Annotated in this window: 15 protein-coding genes and 1 pseudogene; 7 read left to right on the forward strand and 9 right to left on the reverse strand. The window is 60.8% G+C overall.

Annotated features, from left to right (window positions below; all coding sequences use genetic code 11):
- Nucleotides 1-57: 57 nt before the first annotated feature.
- From I8E17_RS29575 to I8E17_RS29595, 5 genes are all read right to left on the reverse strand, one after another.
- Complete coding sequence (locus I8E17_RS29575; protein ID WP_069615031.1) at nucleotides 58-1,254, reverse strand: glycoside hydrolase family 172 protein; 1,197 nt, start codon at nucleotides 1,252-1,254, stop codon at nucleotides 58-60.
- Between the two features lie 27 nt (nucleotides 1,255-1,281).
- Nucleotides 1,282-2,130, reverse strand: a complete 849-nt coding sequence (locus I8E17_RS29580) for a carbohydrate ABC transporter permease (RefSeq protein ID WP_113366256.1) — start codon at nucleotides 2,128-2,130, stop codon at nucleotides 1,282-1,284.
- Nucleotides 2,120-3,064, reverse strand: coding sequence for a sugar ABC transporter permease (locus tag I8E17_RS29585; protein WP_069615029.1), 945 nt, complete (start codon nucleotides 3,062-3,064; stop codon nucleotides 2,120-2,122). The genes I8E17_RS29580 and I8E17_RS29585 overlap by 11 nt, the downstream gene beginning before the upstream one ends.
- A gap of 63 nt (nucleotides 3,065-3,127) precedes the next feature.
- Entirely contained in the window at nucleotides 3,128-4,480 is a 1,353-nt protein-coding gene (locus I8E17_RS29590; RefSeq protein WP_113366255.1) for a sugar ABC transporter substrate-binding protein, read from the reverse strand.
- Between the two features lie 59 nt (nucleotides 4,481-4,539).
- On the reverse strand, nucleotides 4,540-5,544 hold the full coding sequence (locus tag I8E17_RS29595; protein ID WP_113366254.1) for a LacI family DNA-binding transcriptional regulator: 1,005 nt from the start codon (nucleotides 5,542-5,544) through the stop codon (nucleotides 4,540-4,542).
- Between the two features lie 203 nt (nucleotides 5,545-5,747).
- On the opposite strand from I8E17_RS29595, the gene I8E17_RS29600 reads away from it, so the two are divergent.
- Genes I8E17_RS29600 through I8E17_RS29610 form a run of 3 tightly spaced genes read left to right on the forward strand, consistent with a single transcriptional unit; the run spans nucleotide 5,748 to nucleotide 7,460 of the window.
- On the forward strand, nucleotides 5,748-6,338 hold the full coding sequence (locus I8E17_RS29600) for a hypothetical protein (protein WP_113366253.1): 591 nt from the start codon (nucleotides 5,748-5,750) through the stop codon (nucleotides 6,336-6,338).
- The gene (locus I8E17_RS29605) at nucleotides 6,335-6,898 is read left to right on the forward strand and encodes a hypothetical protein (protein ID WP_069615025.1); all 564 of its coding nucleotides are present in this window, start codon (nucleotides 6,335-6,337) and stop codon (nucleotides 6,896-6,898) included. Before I8E17_RS29600 ends, I8E17_RS29605 begins: the two co-directional genes overlap by 4 nt.
- The gene (locus I8E17_RS29610) at nucleotides 6,888-7,460 is read left to right on the forward strand and encodes a hypothetical protein (RefSeq protein ID WP_162750885.1); all 573 of its coding nucleotides are present in this window, start codon (nucleotides 6,888-6,890) and stop codon (nucleotides 7,458-7,460) included. The genes I8E17_RS29605 and I8E17_RS29610 overlap by 11 nt, the downstream gene beginning before the upstream one ends.
- A 34-nt stretch (nucleotides 7,461-7,494) precedes the next feature.
- Here the strand turns inward: I8E17_RS29610 and I8E17_RS29615 are convergent, their stop codons facing one another.
- Together I8E17_RS29615 and I8E17_RS29620 are read right to left on the reverse strand one after the other, a co-directional pair.
- The gene (locus I8E17_RS29615) at nucleotides 7,495-8,799 is read right to left on the reverse strand and encodes a hypothetical protein (RefSeq protein WP_113366251.1); all 1,305 of its coding nucleotides are present in this window, start codon (nucleotides 8,797-8,799) and stop codon (nucleotides 7,495-7,497) included.
- Nucleotides 8,800-8,883: 84 nt separating this feature from the next.
- The gene (locus tag I8E17_RS29620) at nucleotides 8,884-9,966 is read right to left on the reverse strand and encodes a LacI family DNA-binding transcriptional regulator (RefSeq protein WP_229002228.1); all 1,083 of its coding nucleotides are present in this window, start codon (nucleotides 9,964-9,966) and stop codon (nucleotides 8,884-8,886) included.
- Between I8E17_RS29620 and I8E17_RS29625 the strand changes: the two are divergent.
- A pseudogene (locus I8E17_RS29625) lies at nucleotides 9,916-10,668 on the forward strand (ABC transporter permease); the annotation flags it as partial. The gene I8E17_RS29620 and the pseudogene I8E17_RS29625 sit on opposite strands and share 51 nt — an antisense overlap.
- Before the next feature lie 251 nt (nucleotides 10,669-10,919).
- On the opposite strand, the gene I8E17_RS29630 reads toward I8E17_RS29625, so the two are convergent.
- Both I8E17_RS29630 and I8E17_RS29635 read right to left on the reverse strand, forming a co-directional pair.
- Nucleotides 10,920-11,183, reverse strand: coding sequence for a hypothetical protein (locus I8E17_RS29630; protein ID WP_162751059.1), 264 nt, complete (start codon nucleotides 11,181-11,183; stop codon nucleotides 10,920-10,922).
- Between the two features lie 125 nt (nucleotides 11,184-11,308).
- Nucleotides 11,309-12,211: a LysR family transcriptional regulator gene (locus I8E17_RS29635; protein ID WP_112723911.1), complete on the reverse strand. Its 903-nt coding sequence runs from the start codon at nucleotides 12,209-12,211 to the stop codon at nucleotides 11,309-11,311.
- 136 nt (nucleotides 12,212-12,347) lie between these two features.
- Between I8E17_RS29635 and I8E17_RS29640 the strand changes: the two genes are divergently transcribed.
- From I8E17_RS29640 to I8E17_RS29650, 3 genes are all read left to right on the forward strand, one after another.
- Nucleotides 12,348-13,574 (forward strand): HlyD family secretion protein, encoded by a 1,227-nt coding sequence (locus I8E17_RS29640; protein ID WP_113366248.1) that lies wholly within the window; start codon nucleotides 12,348-12,350, stop codon nucleotides 13,572-13,574.
- A 77-nt stretch (nucleotides 13,575-13,651) separates the two neighbouring features.
- Nucleotides 13,652-15,259: an MDR family MFS transporter gene (locus I8E17_RS29645; RefSeq protein ID WP_113366247.1), complete on the forward strand. Its 1,608-nt coding sequence runs from the start codon at nucleotides 13,652-13,654 to the stop codon at nucleotides 15,257-15,259.
- 30 nt (nucleotides 15,260-15,289) lie between these two features.
- Nucleotides 15,290-16,495 carry an adenylate/guanylate cyclase domain-containing protein gene (locus I8E17_RS29650; protein ID WP_069615016.1) on the forward strand — a complete coding sequence of 402 codons (1,206 nt, stop codon included), beginning with the start codon at nucleotides 15,290-15,292 and terminating at the stop codon, nucleotides 16,493-16,495.
- The last annotated feature ends 284 nt before the right edge of the window (nucleotides 16,496-16,779 follow it).

Below are 16,779 nucleotides of genomic sequence, written 5' to 3' on the forward strand. Positions count from 1 at the left end.
GGCACGGAATAGCGATTGCAGTGAAGTCCGTTGGCTACCTTGGACATACTGCCGCTCTCAGCCCCTCGCCTTCTTCAAGGCGATCTCCATTTCCTTGAATGGCCGGCGGAAGGTCGGCACGCGCTCCGCAACCTCGGGAAATGCGCCGAACGGCTTGTGCGGCTCGGCCTGATACCAGAAGGCGACCGAGGAAATATCGTCGGAGCGTCGGTTGGCGTGGCCGTGCTCGATCGTCACGCGGATGTGCTTCTGGAAGATCGCCGGATCTTCGATATGCCAACGGTAGAGCGTCACCGGCTCGGTCCAGTTTGGACCGCCGGCGGCGATGATGCCATGATAAGGCGCGCTGTATTCCTGGGTCGGGCACCATGCCGTATTGAAATAGTCCTCCGTGCCGGTGCCGTGCAGTGTCGGTGGCCAGGCGTCGTTGGCACCGGATACGGATTCATCTCGCGGTTCGATCAGCCCCGCCTTCGGCCCGATGCGCGGATCGGGCTTGCGCACCGTGTCCGGCACCGAGAGCCCCTGTTCGCCATCGATGAAGATCATGTCATCGCCTTCGCCGTACCAATCCCACACTTCGGAGCGGCGGCGCGAATAAACGCTGTAGAGAACGCCGACATAGTGACCCCGGCCTTCGGCCTCCAGGATCGTGTAGTTTTCCTTGCCATCGACGTTCTCGCCGCCGAAGAGATACTCCTCGTTGGTGAGGCCCACGTCGCTCATGCCTTGCGGCTGAGACTGGCGATACTGCGCGTGGAAGCGTCCCATGTCCTCCTCAAGCGTCTGATGAAGCTCGAGATCGACATAATAGTAGAATAGCAGGTCGTGTTCGGCCTCGTTCGTCACCGTGAGCTTCATGTGCGAGCCGAAGGGCATGGGAAAGTAGCAGTTGAACGCCTTGCCGTCTTCGGGACTCGCCTGCATCGGCAGGCTGGCGTAATTCGCCGTGCGGCCATGGCCCATGCCGAAGAAATCGCCGATCGGTGCCTCGATGCTCGGCGCCGCCTCGCCATCCCAGTAGGCGCGAAGCACGATCTTGCGCAGGAAATTCTCGCTCTCGCAGGCGAGTGTCGCCCAGATATGGGTGATGATGCCGGCGCCCGAGTGTTCGGCGATCACCTCCGTCTTTCCCGGCTCGATATGGAAGCGGTCGTCGTTGCCGCCGGTGCGGTCGTAGCTCGAAAAGCGGCGCGTCCTTGTTTCGCGCAGTTTAGCCAGCCCACGCAAGGGTGAAAGGCCGAGATTGCTCATAGATGTCTCCTGTCTTGAGGAAAACGGCTATTTCAGGCCGCTGGTCTTCAGCGAGTCCATGATCTGCCGCTGGAAAATCACGAAGAGGACGAGAGTGGGGATAGCGACGATGGTGGAGGCCGCCATCATGTAGTTCCAGGAAGCCGAATACTGGCTCTTGAAATTGGCGATGCCGACCTGCACCATCCAGAGGTTCGGATTGGAGGTGATCGTCAATGGCCAGAGGAAGGAATTCCAGTTGGCGAGGAAGAACAGGATAGCAAGCGCCGACATGATCGGCCGGCTCAATGGCAGGATGACGCTCCAATAGATACGCCAATAGCCTGCGCCGTCGATTACCGCCGCCTCCTCGATCTCGCGCGGCAATGAAAGATAGTACTGCCGCAGCAGGAAGATGCCGAAGGCGTTGAAGATGGCGGGAATGATGAGGCCCGCATAGGAATTGATCATGCCCATCGCCTTGACGATGATGAAGAGCGGCACGATCACGACTGGGAGCGAGACGAGAAAGGTCGAGAAGATCGCCAGGAATATGATCTCACGGCCGGGAAAGCGCAGGCGCGCGAGCGCATAGCCAGCCATGGTGTGGAAGAACAGCGCGACGATCGTGACCATCGCCGACACAAGGAAGCTGTTGAGCATGTAGCGAATGAAGGGCACACCCGTCAGCACATAGATGAAATTGTCGAGCGTCGGCGCTTCCGGTATCAGCGATGAGGAGAAGGATTCGGCTGCCGGCTTAAAGGCGATCGAGACCATCCAGAGCAGCGGAAACAGCGTCATCAGCGCCAGGATGGCAGCGATCAGCATCCACAGGCAGCGCACCAGCGTCACCTGCGATCGCGCGAGATAGGCGTTGGAGACATCATTCGGCATGATCGAAACGTCCTCCGCGCGTGACGGCGAAGAAAATGGCTGTCACGGCCATGAGCGCGATGACCAAGATCGAGGACATCGCGGCCGCATAGCCGAAGGCGCCGAAAGAAAAGGCTTGCTGATAGATGTAGACGATCAGCACCGCCGTCGAATTGGCCGGGCCGCCCTTGGTCATGACGTAGATGATGTCGAAGGCCTGGGCACCGGCGACGGCGGCAACCATCGACACCATGAGAACGAAGAAACTCGTCGGCTTCAAGAGCGGCAGCGTGATGTATCGGAAACGCTTGACCGGGCCGGCGCCATCGATCATCGCCGCCTCGTAATACTCCTTCGGTATGTCCTGCAGGCCACCCAGGAAGATCAGCATATAGAAGCCCATCAGGAACCACACGCTGACAAGCACGACGGTGATCAATGCGAAATTCGGATCGCCGAGAAATGAAATAGCGGGAAGACCGAGGTTCGCCATGGTCTGACCAACGACGCCGATCTTGTCGATCACCATGAATTGCCAGACAAGGGCGACCACCACGAGGCTCACCATGTTTGGCGCGAAAAACATCGACCGCATGACGGCATTGAAACGGTTGGTCTGCTGCACGAGAAGCGCCAGCCCCAGACCGGTCACGTACAGCGAGGGCACGAGCATGACCGCATAAAGCGCCGTCACCCTCGCTCCCTTCCAAAACAGGGGGTCATGCCACATGCGGATATAGTTCTTGGCGCCGACGAAATTGTAGCCGCCGAAGCCGTTGACTTCATAGACGCTCAGGGCGAGCGACAGAAGCATCGGCACACCGAGAAACAGAAAGAGGCCGAGCGCGTCGGGTAATACGAAGAGGTAGCCCGCGACCCACTCGCGATGCCGGGCGGAAAGGCCTTTGCGCCTGCCATTCGCATGGCTTGTCGTCGCATCTGCAATTGTCGTCATGATCTCGTCCCGGAAGGAGAGACGGCCGCTTGAGCGGATTGCCGCGGCGGCCGACGTTTCTTTTTAAAGGATCGGCGCGCCGCTATAGGAACCAAGGAACGCGTCGAGCTGCTGCGAGGCCGAGGTTGCCGTCGCTTGAGGATCGGCGCCGCCGAGCTGCGTCTGCTGGATCGCATCGGAGATGATCTTGTAGACCTCTGGCGGCACACGTGGTTCGGCACGCGCGCCCGGATAGACATCGGAGGCGAATTTGCCGATCATGCCGGTCTTGAAGGCATCGCCGGCGGCGGCAAGCGCGCTTTCGCGCGGCGGCATGTCCGACTTGCCCTTGGTGCACCAATCGGCAACACGCTGAATGGAGTCTTTTTCCTTGGAGGCCAGCGCCCAGGCGCAGAACTGCGCCGCCGCATCCGGATTCTTGCCCTTGGCGTTGGCGACGAAGGCCCAGCCGCCGCCGACGGTCACATATTTGCCGTTTGGCGGTGTTGGCAGGCGGAAGACGCCATATTTGAAATCCTTGGCGTTGCTCTGCAATTGCGAGATCCCCCAGATGCCGACATTCTGGATGGCGCAATAGCCCGAGGCGAGGTTGGCGACGGTGTCATTCGCGCCGCTGCCCATCACCTGGCGCGGAGCCGCCCCCGAGTTGACGGCATCCTGCCAGAACTTCAGAGCCTGCACGGTGGCGGGAGAATCGAAGGCGCTCTTGCCGTCCTTGTCCTGAAATTCGCCGCCTCCCTGCCAGAGGAAGGGATACCAGGTGAAATTCTGATAGTAGCCTGGCTGGGTCTCGAAGAGCACGCCGAAACGCTTCGGCGTCGTCAGCTTCTTGGCAAGCTCAAGCAGATCGTCCCAGGTCTTCGGAACGTCGTTCTCGTTGAGCTTCGCCTCTTCGAAAGCCTTGACCGAATAGTACATCGCCATCGGCTCGACTTCCATCGGAATACCGTAGATCTTGCCGTCGACCATGCGGTTGGCGATCACGCTCTCCGGAAAATCCTCCTTGGCATCGATGTGGGGCGTCAGGTCCTGCAGGACGCCACCATTGTAATAACGCAGGAAATCGCCCGGCGAGATCAGGAAGATGTCCGGCCCCTCGCCGGAGGCGAAGGCGGTCGCGAGCTTCGGTCCATTGATGTATTCGGCGTTCGGCACATATTCGAGTTCAACCTTTTGCGGATGGCTGTCGTTCCAGGCCGCGACCGCTTTCTCGAACCAGTCGATCTGGCTCTGGACCGGGCCGCCCGGCGCGTAGAACTGCCAGAACTTCAACGGCGCGCTTTGCGCACGGACGGCCATGTGCGATATGTAGGGAAAACCGCTCAACCCGGCAGCCGCGCCGACGGCGAGGATCGCGCCGCTCTTGAGCACGCCGCGACGGGTGGCGGGGGCGATGAACTTATCCTTACCAGTCATGACTTCCTCCCATTTTGCGTTACCGTCACCACTCTCCTCCCGGGTGACGGAGCCTCAATTCATGCGGTATCGTAGGCGTGTAGATTGCAGGGGATCACGTCCGAACGCGCGGGCCCGGCATAAGCTCCCGAAAGCCGCTCCAGCAGCATCTCGGTCGCGCGGTGGGCCAGCAGCGACGGCGTGTTGCCGACCCTTGTGATCCTGGGCCTGACATATTCGAGCTGCGGCTGGTCGCCGAAGACGGCGATACCGATATCCTTCGGCACGCTGATGCCGCGATCGAAGAAGGCGGCGAGCGCTCCGGCCGCCATCAGGTAGTTTCCGAAGAAGATCACCGAGGGCAGGTCGTCGCCATAGCTTGCCAGAAGCCAATCGACCGCCTCTTGCCCTGACGGACCAAGATAACTTCCTTCCCGTCGCAGTTCGGCAATCGGCTCGACGCCGTTGTCACGCAGGCCCTGTTCGAAACCGGCGGCGCGCGCCATGGCTTCGGCGAAGAAGGACGGGCCGGTCAGATGCGCGATCCGGCGATGGCCCTTCTTCGCCAGATAGGTTCCCATTTGATGGCCGCCGCCGAAATCGTCAATCTTGACGCTGTCGACCGCCTTGTTTGGCAGGTCGCCGATGAACACGGTCGGCAGATCGATTTCGAGCAGCGCGTCATGCATGCCATGGAGCGCGAAATCGCCGACAATGAGACCGTCAATGCGCCGGCTGCGGATCTGGCGGAGATAGTGCTCGCCGTGCTCCTGCGAATGGCCGCCGGGAACATCGGTATTGAAGATCAGGAGATCGACCCCGATCGCCTCGAGATCGGACTGCGCCGCCTGCACCATCTCCGGATAGAAGGGGTTGCGGATATCCGGGATCAGCATGGCAACGAGATTGGTACGGCCGGTCCTGAGGCTTTGGGCGAGCGGATTCGGGACGTAGCCAAGCTCCGCGATCGCCTCCTGCACGCGCTTGCGCAAATCCGCCGAGACACGGTCGGCATGATTGAGCACATGCGACACAGTGGTCGGCGATACTCCGGCGCGCTTGGCAACTTTGGCGATCGTGGTCATACGCGCAGGCTACGGCATTGTAAATCGATTTGCAAATGCTTTTGCAAATCGATTTACAACATATCTTCCCGGCGGTATCAGCACATATTCGCGCGCTCCGGCACCACCCACCCTTGCCGTGTCGACGGGCTGAACCAAATAGAAGATTGCCGCCCGCTCCTCGGATACGGGCGGCGAAAGTCACGACCCGATCGCATCAGGCAATGAACCAGTCCGCCATCAGCAAAGCGAACAAGGCGCTCCATACACGGATCATCGCCGGTATCGGCGGCCTTCTGGCGGGCGTACTGTCGCTTGGATATTCGATCTACCAAACCCGCGAAGAAGCGGAAGTGGCACAGGTGGCGCCTGGCAAACCCGTCGATGCCGGCCAATGGATGGTGACGCTTAATTCCGGCGGCGTCGCTGCCGAAACGCCGGATGGCCAACACCTTCCCGATGGCAAGAAAGCGCTGACGCTCGATCTGACCCTTGAGAACATGACGGCGGGAAGCTCGAATTCGTATCGGGATACGCTGAAGCTCGAAAATCTCGAAAATCCGCCGGTCCCACAATTCTATCTCGTCCGGGACAATGATTTGCTTTGGGACCTTCAGCCCATGATGCCGGAAAAGGTCAAGGTCGTCTGGCAATTGCCCGCGACGCAGGCGCTTCCCAAGGTACTGAATGTCGCGATCGTGGGAACCACTTACAAGCCCAAGGACAATCTCTATGCCGCGCCGGGCTGGTTCAATCCGAACGACGTGGCGCGCGTCGGCCTGCTGCTTTCGGCGGGGCAAGGAGCAAATCCTTGACACGCCTCTTGCTTTCCGTGTTGCTCGTCGGCGTGGCCGCCCTGCTCCTGGCTTTCCTACAATCGACGACACCGAGCTACGCCGTCCTAACCGGCCCCATCGAAACGTCGGGACCGCAGAAGGACACAGTTTCGAGCAAGACGTTCAGCGTCAAGGTCGCCAAGCTCCTGCGCGCGAGGACGATCGCGTTCACCTCTTACGGCAAGCCGGTCGAGCGACAGACCGAAGGCGCCTGGCTGATCGTCAGTGTCGAACTGCGGTCGAAATATGACACAATGACCATCCAGGCCGCGGCGATTGAAGGAGCTTCCGGCCGCTCCTACCGGCAGACTCATCGTGCCGATGGTGCCCCTCGCCTCCTGCCGTCGAAGGATTTGCAGCCGGGCCTGCCGACTTCAGGCATCTTCGTCTTCGAACTGCCGGAAGACGAAACGAGCAATATGACACTGGTGCTTTCCAGGCAGCCATTCCCTCAGCTGGATTCGGAAATTCGCGTCAAGCTCGACGGTGGAAGCGTCGAGACGCGCAGCCGCGCGGAGATCGGCAATAATGGCGTCTAGACGAGAACGACGGCTATGGTTGGCATCCTTGCTAAGCCTGCCCTTCTTGTTCGCCGGCAATTATGCCATCACAGCATGGCGCAACGCCGGGGATTACATCAAGCGAAACGAGCTGCGCGTAAGCGACAATATGGGCGGGCAGACCTATGCCAAGGCCTCCTGGACACTCGACCAGGCAAGGGTGATCGGTGATGGGCGTGACGGGAAAATTACCTTCCCCGGCCAGATGCGCCTGGTGATCGTAAGGCTGGCCGCGAGAGCCGAAGACGATATCGGACAGTCCTGGGCTCAATGCAGCCTGACCCTGACGGACCCGAAGGGGCGCCGCTGGCAGCCCCTCAATTTCATTCTCTCCAAGGATCTCAGCCGCGACCTCGACCCACAGGCCACCCCCATCGATGGCTGCGATACCGTATCACGCCAGCCGCCCGCCAAAAGCGCGAATGCGATCATGGAGGAAAAATTCGTCGTGCCGGCCGACGCGATCCCCTCTTTGTCGGCACAGCTGAGCTTCGCTTCGACGAGACCGGACGCCATATCCTTTCCGCTGCGGCTGAACTAAGGCAGAGCCACGAGAAGCTGAACCGCTCCGTGCTTCAGCTTCCGCCGCGGCGCCATTCCCGCCCCTGCGCGAAACCGATTTCCAGAGCCGCGGCGAACAGGCAAATCTTGATCGGCATGATGAGGACGCCGTCACCCGGCGCGCTGGGACTGCCGAAGACGAGCGAAATGGCCTGCGCGATCATCTGCCACAAAGGCAGATCGTGCGGACCGATCAGCCTGGAGATGCCGTACCAGGCCCAGGCCGAGCTCCAATCCAGCAGCCGGTACAGCAGAATGACTGATAGCATCAGCCGGAGACCGGAGCCGAGGGTCAGCCCGACACCCTCGGCCAAGGCACGATAGCGTTTTGCCGTGCCCGCGATGAAATGCGAAATGAAATCACGGATCGCCTTTGGCAGCGACCGCCAGCGCGAAACCGCGCGCGCCAACCGGCCTTCCGTCAGCGGGCGCTCGCCATTGATGTCGTAGCCATAGACCAAGGCCGCGAGCGTCAGCCAGACGACGGGATAAAGAGCATAAAGGAATAGACCGCGCATTTGCCTGGAAAAGGAAAGCGACGCGTCCTCCGCCGTCGGCGGAAAGATGGTGGACGCCGCGGCATCGCCAACCGGATTGAGAAAGCCGAGAAAATGCCCGATCGTTTCGGGAAGCCTGGCGACCCAGGAACGGATGTCGCCTTCCCAAGTCGAAATGACAAAGAGACCGATGAAGGCCCAGTTCGCCTCACAAACAACGATAATAACAGCCCAGACAGGCGCTTTCGAACGCGAATGCATGAATTTGGCGAAGCGCCTGACCGCCCAGGCGATGGCAACCGACACGAGGAGCCAGGCACTGCCGTCGAATTTCAAAGGATTATGGTCCTCACCGAACGGCATCAGGTCGAGCGATAGCCTGGAATATTCCCTCACCGTGTCGCCGAGAAAGCCCCAGGCGGCATAGTAGGCGAAGAATGGCACGAGGGTCAGCGCCAGTATCGAGGTAAAGCTGGGCGTCGCGGCGCCGTCGCCGGTATCGGTTTCCGACCGGGCAGCCGCGGCGCGCGAGGCGGCGTCAAGCGAGGCCAGCCCAGGTCGCACGGTCTCGAACAGCGCGACGATAATGACAAGCTTCAGGAGAACGACAAGGGCCAGGGTAGACAGCCCGGCCAGCGCATTCAGCCGGCCGATCATGACCGCCAGTTCGTTGAGAAGCGAATTTCCGATCAGCCCGAGCAGCCACAGCGCCATCAGCTGCGGCCAGAAGCGCCACAGCAGTCGCAGGGTGAGCGACGACAGCCGGAACGAAAGCCGGAGCGGCGGGCGGGTATCCGGAGAGAGAACCGTCATGACGCGCATGGTAGCAATCGAAAAGGCAGTCGCCAAGACGCCGCTACAGGTTGCCAGGCGAACGGATCGCCCCGCGGTTGCCGGCGAACGCGATCAAACCTTTCGCACCTTGCGCCCGGTTCTGATGCCAGCCGGTGCGGCAACCGACGCACGTCTGACAAGCGAGCATTCGAGCTTGGTGATCTGATAGCGGCGCTCTCGCGGCAAGACGGCGGTTTCCAGATGCTCGATCGCCCATTGGCCCATCGCCATGTGAGGAAGGACGGAGGTCGTCAAGGGCGGCACGAGATGACGGCAGATGTCCTCGTCGTCATAACCCATGACCGACATATCCTCCGGAATGTGGAGGCCAGCCTCCTTCAGCGCTTCGTAGCAGCCAATGGCGGTGCGGTCGTTTTGGCAGAAGATCGCCGTCGGGCGCTCGGGGAGCGAAAGCAGTTTCATGGTGCCGGCATAGCCGGCGCTCGCCGACCAGTCGCCTTCGATGACAAGCTCCGGATCGAATGGAATGTCGGCCGTCGCCAGGGCGCGACGATAACCGGTCAATCGATCCTGAGCGGCCTGCATCCACGGTTCGCCCGTGATCGTCGCGATGCGATGATGCCCATGCGAGATCAGATGCCGGGTCGCGGTCTGCCCGCCGGCGATTTCGCTCGGAACGACGGACGGAAAGGCATAGTCGGACGTATAGCAATTCAGAAGAATGATCGGGATATTGAGATCATAGAGATAATCCGGCACCTCCACCTCACGGGTGAAGATCGTCATGTAGATGAGCGCCGAGATGCCGCTGTTGGTGAGCGCCTTGATCGCTCTCGGCTCCATGACGGGATCACTCATGGTCTGTGCGACGAGCAGAACGTTTCCGGCATTCCAGCAGGCCTGGCGCGCTCCTTCGATCGCGACAACCGCCTCCGGACTGGTTGCAAGCTGGTCGACGGCAAAGCCGATGACGCCATCGAGCCTCGATGGAGACAGGAGTGCCGGCGGCGCGGCAAGCACCGGCGCGACATAGCCAAGCTGGCGGGCTGCCTCGATGACCCTCTCACGGGTCTGCTGCGATAGCCGCATGCCCGGCGTATTGTTGAGGACGAAGGATACCGCGCTTTGCGAACATCCAGGGCGATCGCCCTGCCGCTGATCCTGATCCTTGGCGGCCTCCTGGGAGCGATCCACGGCTGGCTGATTACCCGGCTCAACCTCCAGCCTTTCGTCGTCACCCTTTGCGGCCTCCTGATCTATCGTGGCGCGGCGCGCTTCTACACAGCGGACGGCACGGCCGGCTTCGCCTTCGGCCAGAACTTTCCGACCCTCGAATTCCTGTCCGCCGGCCGCTTCTATGGCGTGCCGAACACCTTCATCGCGCTTGTGATCATCGCCACCGTCATGTGGATCGTTCTGCATCGCTCCGTGTACGGCCGCTATCTCTACGCCATCGGCAAGAATGAGGAGGCGGCGAAATATTCCGGCATCCGCACCAGGAAGATGGTAACGGTCGCCTACATCATATGCGGCGTGCTGACGGCGCTTTCAGCGATCTATTTCGCCATGTACACCCGCTCCATTTCGCCGGCGAGCCATGGGCAATTCTATGAGCTCTACGCGATCGCCGCGGCGGTGCTTGGCGGCTTTTCGCTGCGTGGCGGTGAAGGATCGCTGATCGGCGTGGTGCTGGGCACGATCCTGCTGCAGGAATTGCAGAACCTCGTCAACCTTTTGGGTATCCCCTCCTCGCTCAACTTCGCCGTCATGGGCGGCGTCATCCTGATCGGCGTCTTGATCGATCAACAATGGAGCGCCATCCGGGCGCAACGGCGCCTCGCGTCGGCCGCACGCCAGGCGGAAACGCGCCAGCCCGCCGAACAACCGCAGTCATGATGCCGCCACCGGCCGGATGGACCCGAGGACGTCCTGTACGATCGGTAAGGCCATGCCACATGCCCGTGAATTTCAGGAAGGCCCCGACCTGTTGCAGACGAGGCATCCGTAAGCATGCATGATGATCCCATGCGTTTCGCAGCGCCTGAGGTCGCTCTCGGAAAAGGTCGAATGGATCGCCGCGCCGCTTGCCCTGATATTGTGTGGTCCGAATGCCGACACCAGCATTCGCAAACGCATCAGGCGCGGCATCAGCCAGTCTTCCTTCGGCTCGTAGCCAGCTTTTCCCAACCGACTTTCGATTCCGCGGCGGTGATCGCCCGAATTACAAAATTCCGATCCGCGGCAAATGTCGCGACGTGCCAGGGCATTTCGGCGATGTCGAATCCCACCGCCCGAAGTCCCAAGACCGCCTGATCTCGCGATGCGATCCAGGATGCAAACGCTTGCTCCGACCTCGTTCGCGCCAACACCGAAGCAGCAATGGCGAGAACTTCCACGAAGACGTCGGTCAATCCGTTCTGCATCTGAATCGCAGGCAGCTCCGGACGACCCTCGCATGTTATTCGGTTCGCCATGGCTTTGAGATGGCTCCATTCACTGCTGCGTCACCGACGGAAAGGACTCGGCCTTGTTGTGCTCAGGTCATCCACTTGCGGTGCTCGACGAAACGCTCCGCCAAAAGGTCGATGAACAATCGCACTTTCGTCGGCAGATGGCTACGGTTCGGATAGATCGCGCTGATCGTGAATTCCACGGCGCGATAGTCGGGCATGACACGCACGAGACGGCCAGCGGCGACCTCTTCGAAGACGATGAAACTTGGCGCGAGAAAGATGCCCTGCCCGCTCGCCAGGAGAAAGCGCAGCGTCTCCGCGCTGTTGGAGACGACGTTACCAGAAATCTTGACCCCCACCTGCTTGCCATCGGGATCCTCGAAACGCCATTCGTCGCCATAGGGGTAATAGGTATATTGCAGGCAATTATGCGCCGCGAGATCGGCCGGAACCTTCGGCATTGGATGTGTGTCACGATATTCGGGCGAGCAAACGAGCATGTGCCGCCAGGGCGCGAGCTTGCGCGCGACGAGCGTCGAATCGGACGCGGGTAGGGTTCGGATCATCAGGTCGTAACCCTCCTCGACCATGTCGATCGACCGTTCGCCGACGTTGAAATCGAGCGAGATCGCGGGATATTGCGTCATGAATTCGTTGACGACGGGAAGCAGGAAGCGGACTATCGCGCCGCTGGTATAGAGCTTAAGCGTGCCTCGCGGCATGGTACTAAGCGCGCCGGCGGCCCGATCGGCCTCCTCGAGATCGGCCAGGATCTGTGAGGAACGCTCATAATAATATTTGCCGGTTTCCGTCAAACTGATCCGGCGCGTCGTCCGGTTCAGGAGCCGCGCGCCGAGACGGTCTTCCAACGATTGCACGTGATTGCCCACCATGGTGACGGACATGTTGAGCCGGCGGGCGGCGGCGGAAAAGCCGCCGCATTCCACCACCCGGCCAAAGACTGTGAGGCTGGTCAACCGATCCATATTGCCCTCGGATTATCCACTGTGACTTGATGATCCTTCCCGATTTGAGGAGATTATCAGAAGGACGGTTCGGACGCATCTTCATCGCATCAAAAATGACCCCGGCAAAGGGGTGGCGCATTGAAGGAAACGGACAATGGTGGAACTCCCCCGCAACGAAGCGTTCAAGAACGCGAGCCAAGCCGATGCTGCTCCGGCCACCGAGGTCGCAAGGTCTCCCACGAGCGAAGCCCCGCGGGGCGTGGCCGCCGAGGCGCCTGCCGCTTCGGCCACGCCCAAGACAGGCGGAAAGCTCATCAAGCGCGGCGTGCTGATCGCCGCGCTGCTGGCTGGCGTCGCGATCGCGGCGGATTTCGGCTACCGCTACTGGACGGTCGGGCGCTTCATCGAATCCACGGACGATGCCTATGTGAAGGCCGATTACACCACGATCGCGCCGAAGGTCGCCGGCTATATCAAGGATGTGCTTGTCAACGACAATGACAAGGTCAAGGTCGGCCAGGTGCTCGCCCGCATAGACGACCGCGATTTCCAGGCCGCACTTTCCCAGGCGAAGGCGGATCTGAAGGCCGCCGATGCGGCGATTTCCAACATCGATGCGCAGATCCAGCTGCAGCAATCGCTGATCGGGCAGGCCAAGGCGACGGTCGACGCGTCTCAAGCCTCCCTGGATTATGCGATATCGGATGCCGCGCGTTCGGCTCGGCTGATCACCAACGGCGTCGGCACACAGTCGCGCGCCGAAGAGACGGCATCGGCCAGAAAGCAGGCAGCCGCCGCCGTCGAGCGTGATCAGGCCGCGCTCGTCGCCGCTCAGAACAAGGTGCCGGTGCTTCAGACCCAGCGAGACCAGGCAGCCGCCCAGCGCGATCGGGCCGCCGCGGCCGTCCAGCAGGCCGAGCTCAATCTTTCCTATACCAACATCGTCGCCGCCGTCGACGGCACGGTCGGCGCCCGCTCGATTCGCGTCGGGCAGTATGTGACATCGGGAACGCAGCTGATGGCGGTGGTGCCGCTGCACTCGGTCTATGTCGTCGCGAACTTCAAGGAGACGCAGCTCACCTATGTACGTCCCGGACAGTCGGTCGAAATCAAGGTGGACAGCTTCCCGGACGTCACCATCAAGGGCCATGTCGACAGCCTCTCGCCGGCAAGCGGGCTCGAATTCTCGCTGCTGCCACCGGACAATGCGACAGGCAATTTCACCAAGATCGTCCAGCGCATACCGGTGAAGATCGTCATCGATGACGATAACCTCGTCGGTTTGCTGCGCTCAGGCATGTCGGTGGAGCCGGAAATCGACACCAAGGCCATCCAGACATCGACGACGGACGCACAAGGATTATCCAGCCACGCTGGATGATCCTTCCCGATCTTCATCGATTATCACCTCTGTATCGTCATGAGATTGTTCCGGCATGAGCCGGAAGGAGAAGCGTCGTGGCTACCCTTCAGATCGCCGCAAACAACAATTCAGCCGCATCCGCTCCGGTTGCCCGGCTCGCCATGAGCCCGCTGCGCATGTGGACCGCCGTGGTTGGTTCGACACTTGGCGCCTTCATGGCCGTTCTCAACATCCAGATCGTCAATGCCTCGCTTGCCGACATCCAGGGCGCGATCGGCGCTGGAACGGACGATGGTGGCTGGATCTCGACCTCCTACTTGATCGCCGAGATTGTGGTCATTCCCCTTAGCGCCTGGCTCGCCCGCGTCTTTTCCGTGCGCATCTATCTGCTGACCAACGCGATCCTTTTCCTGCTTTTCTCGGTCGGCTGCGCCTTTGCCGCCAATCTGCAGCAGATGATCGTGCTGCGCGCCATACAGGGCTTCTCGGGCGGAGTGCTGATCCCGATGGCCTTCACGATCATCATCACCTTGCTCCCCAAGCCCAAGCAGCCGATCGGCCTCGCGCTCTTCGCCCTTTCGGCGACCTTCGCGCCGGCGATCGGCCCGACCATCGGCGGCTACCTCACGGAAAACTGGGGCTGGGAATATATCTTCTACGTCAACCTCGTGCCCGGCATTCTCATGGTCGGCATGCTCTGGGCCTCGCTCGATCGCGCGCCGATGAACCTTTCGCTGCTCGCCAAGGGCGACTGGCCGGGCATCATCACCATGGCGGTCGGCCTTGCCGCGCTGCAGACCGTGCTTGAGGAAGGCAACAAGGACGACTGGTTCGGTTCTCCCTTTATCCTCCGCCTTTCCGTCATCGCTGCGATTTCCTTGACGCTCTTTCTCATCATCGAGCTTCGCGCCGCCCATCCGCTCCTCAACCTGCGCCTGCTGGCGCGCCGCAATTTCGGCTTCGGCATCGTCGCCAATTTCCTGATGGGTGTCGCCCTCTATGGCTCGGTCTTCATCCTGCCGATCTACCTCACGCGTATTCAGGGTTACAATTCCGAGCAGATCGGCATGGTGCTTGCCTGGACCGGCATTCCGCAGCTCATCCTGATCCCGCTGGTGCCGCGGCTGATGAAACGTGTCGATGCCCGCCTGCTGATCATCGTCGGCTTCGCGCTTTTTGCCGCTTCGAATTTCATGAATGTTCACATGACCGGCAACTATGCCAGCGATCAGCTCTTCTGGCCGAATATCGTGCGCGCCATCGGCCAGGCACTCGCCTTCACGCCGCTGACGGCGATCGCCACCGCCGGCATCGAGCAGGAAAACGCCGGTTCCGCCTCGGCGCTGTTCAACATGATGCGCAATCTTGGTGGCGCGGTCGGCATCGCCGCGCTGCAGACCTTTCTCACCAAGCGGGAGCAGTTTCATTCCAACATCCTCACGAATTCGGTCTCGGCATTCGAAGAGGCGACCCGTGCCCGCGTTGTCAATCTGACGAATTACTTCATGAACCATGGTGTCAGCGACCAGGCGCTTGCCACGCACAAGGCGATCGTCGCCATCGCCGCCAGCCTTCGCAAGCAGGCCAACATCATGGCTTTCAGCGACATGTTCTTCCTGCTCGGCGTTGCGCTGGTCATCGCCCTCGTCGCGAGCCTGCTTCTGAAGAAACCCGGCCACCTTTCCGGCGGTGCGGCACACTGAGCGCCGCATCTCAAAGAGGAGGAGATAGCCATGACCCTGCTGCACGACATGCCCAAGACCGCGATCATCAATCCCAGAGCGGGCCATATTGGCGTCAATACCGCGGCTACCCTCAGCCTGATCGAATGGCTGACGGGCGATGAATGCCACGCCCTCGACGAGGCCGGCCTCGTCGCCGGGCTTGGCCGCCGCCTGCGGGCCTTCGGCCTTCCCATCGATCGGTTGACGCTGCACCTGACGACGCTGCATCCCGAATTCATCGGCCGCACCTTCGCCTGGGCGCCCGGCGAGCCGGTCGAGATCCATGATCGCGAACATGGTTCGCGTCTCGCGCTTGCCAATACGCCGCTCATGAAGGCACAGGAGATGCGCGAACCGCTCGTCGTCGGTCCGGGCGAGAGTCCGCATGGGCGCTGGCAACACATCGACATATTTTCCGGCCGGGGGCTCGTGCAATTGATCGTGGCGCCGCTTTGCAACGCCGACGGACCGATCAGCTGCGCCGTCTTCGCCACGCGGCGGCCAGGCGGCTTCACATCCGGCGAGCATGACCTGATCGAACGCATCCTGCCGGCATTGCGCAACACGTGCGAGCTCCGCGTCCTCAGACAATGCGAACTCAGCCTTCTCGACACCTATATCGGTCCGATGACGGCGAGCCGCATCCTCGCCGGACACATCCGTCGCGGAGAAATCGAATCCATGGAGGCCGCACTTCTGCTGTGCGACCTGCGCGGCTTCACCGAGCTTTCCAATCGGCTGCCAGGCGGCACCGTGCTCGGGCTCTTGAACGCCTATTTCGACAAGGTGATACCAGCGATCACCCACGAAGGTGGAGAAGTGCTGAAATTCATGGGCGATGCGGTTCTGGCATTCTTTCCGGGGGCCGATGCGACCAGAGCCTGCGATGCGGCGCTGACCGCGGCAAAGACGATTCTCGATGAAATAAGCGGCTTTGAACATGAAGGCATCCGCGTCAAGGTCGGTATCGCGCTGCACTATGGCGAGGTGAGCTACGGCAATGTCGGCTCCGGCAACCGCCTGGACTTCACCTTGATCGGCCCCGACGTCAATATCGTCAGCCGCATCCAGAGCGTCTGCAGCGAGAGCGGCCAAGCGCTCCTGATATCAGGCCCATTCCAGCAAAAGGCTGATATCACCGATGCGATCTCGATGGGGCTGCAGCCGCTGAAGGGCTTCGCCAACGCGATGGAGCTGTTTGCGATCGCATGCTGACGCCGCCGATGAGACAAAAGAGGTTGACCATCCATGCATTCGATCGACCCCTCGATTGCTGGGATGGGGTTTCCTATCCGAATTTTCGCGCCAAGCATGTGTTGCATTAAATCAACAACCAGTTTTTCCGTTTTTGAATGGCTCCGGCTCGGATTTACAAACAATCTGAATGTATATAGCTCTGTCATCAGGACCTAATTAGCTTGCGATCTGGTGGGGTTGTTGTTTCAGCCGCCAGCTAACGAGGTTCCATCGGGGTGGGGATAGTACCGGCGGTCTATTGC

The sequence above is a fragment of the Rhizobium sp. AB2/73 genome, from assembly GCF_020871915.1.
In the GTDB taxonomy this organism is placed as follows: Bacteria; Pseudomonadota; Alphaproteobacteria; order Rhizobiales; family Rhizobiaceae; genus Rhizobium; species Rhizobium dioscoreae.

Excerpts from the sequence above, each read along its gene's own strand:
- I8E17_RS29575 (WP_069615031.1), bottom strand. The coding sequence starts at position 1,254 with ATGAGCAATCTCGGCCTTTCACCCTTGCGTGGGCTGGCTAAACTGCGC.
- I8E17_RS29580 (WP_113366256.1), bottom strand. The coding sequence starts at position 2,130 with ATGCCGAATGATGTCTCCAACGCCTATCTCGCGCGATCGCAGGTGACG.
- I8E17_RS29585 (WP_069615029.1), bottom strand. The coding sequence starts at position 3,064 with ATGACGACAATTGCAGATGCGACGACAAGCCATGCGAATGGCAGGCGC.
- I8E17_RS29590 (WP_113366255.1), bottom strand. The coding sequence starts at position 4,480 with ATGACTGGTAAGGATAAGTTCATCGCCCCCGCCACCCGTCGCGGCGTG.
- I8E17_RS29595 (WP_113366254.1), bottom strand. The coding sequence starts at position 5,544 with ATGACCACGATCGCCAAAGTTGCCAAGCGCGCCGGAGTATCGCCGACC.
- I8E17_RS29600 (WP_113366253.1), top strand. The coding sequence starts at position 5,748 with ATGAACCAGTCCGCCATCAGCAAAGCGAACAAGGCGCTCCATACACGG.
- I8E17_RS29610 (WP_162750885.1), top strand. The coding sequence starts at position 6,888 with ATGGCGTCTAGACGAGAACGACGGCTATGGTTGGCATCCTTGCTAAGC.
- I8E17_RS29615 (WP_113366251.1), bottom strand. The coding sequence starts at position 8,799 with ATGCGCGTCATGACGGTTCTCTCTCCGGATACCCGCCCGCCGCTCCGG.
- I8E17_RS29635 (WP_112723911.1), bottom strand. The coding sequence starts at position 12,211 with ATGGATCGGTTGACCAGCCTCACAGTCTTTGGCCGGGTGGTGGAATGC.
- I8E17_RS29640 (WP_113366248.1), top strand. The coding sequence starts at position 12,348 with ATGGTGGAACTCCCCCGCAACGAAGCGTTCAAGAACGCGAGCCAAGCC.
- I8E17_RS29650 (WP_069615016.1), top strand. The coding sequence starts at position 15,290 with ATGACCCTGCTGCACGACATGCCCAAGACCGCGATCATCAATCCCAGA.